This window comes from Micrococcus sp. HMSC31B01 (assembly GCF_001816085.1).
Lineage (GTDB): Bacteria > Actinomycetota > Actinomycetes > Actinomycetales > Micrococcaceae > Micrococcus > Micrococcus luteus.
On record NZ_KV824889.1, the window covers coordinates 1 to 670 of the forward strand.

The window sequence follows — 670 nt, forward strand, 5'->3', positions numbered from 1 at the left end:
GGATCCGCGTGCTCGTCGCCGACGACGAGGGCCTCATCCGCGGCGCCGTGGAGGCGCTGCTCGCCCTGGAGGAGGACCTGGAGGTGCTGCCCGGCGTCTCCGACGGCATCGCCGCCGTGGCCGCCGCGCAGGAGCACCGCCCGGACGTCTGCCTGCTGGACCTGGAGATGCCGGGGCTGGACGGCGTGGAGGCCGCCCGACAGATCCTGCGCTCGGTGCCCACGAAGGTCGTCATCTTCACCCGGCACGCCCGACCCGGCGTGCTGCGCCGGGCGCTCGCGGAGCAGGTGTCCGGGTTCGTCCCGAAGTCGACGCCGGCCGAGGAGCTGGCCGTCGTCCTGCGGCAGGTGGTGGCGGGCCGGCGCTACGTGGACCCCGAGATCGCCGCCTCCGCGCTGACGGCCGAGCGCAGCCCCCTGACCGAGCGCGAGCTGGACGTGCTGCGGGCCGGGCGGGACGCCGCCCGCGTGGAGGACATCGCCGCCGCCCTGCACCTGGCCCCGGGGACCGTGCGGAACCACGTCTCGAACGCGATCGGCAAGCTCGGTGTGCGGACCCGCCAGGAGGCCGAACGGGCCGCATGGGAGGCCGGCTGGATCTGAGCGCGGCCGGCCCTGCAGGAGACGCGCCGGGGGCGGTTTCGGGTGGTATCCGGCCTGGATACCACCTG

1 protein-coding gene is annotated in these 670 nt (G+C 75.7%); it reads left to right on the top strand.

Annotated elements, in window-relative coordinates; all coding sequences use genetic code 11:
- Nucleotides 1-2: 2 nt before the first annotated feature.
- On the top strand, nucleotides 3-602 hold the full coding sequence (locus tag HMPREF3105_RS01270) for a response regulator transcription factor (protein ID WP_083325260.1): 600 nt from the start codon (nucleotides 3-5) through the stop codon (nucleotides 600-602).
- Nucleotides 603-670: the final 68 nt, after the last annotated feature.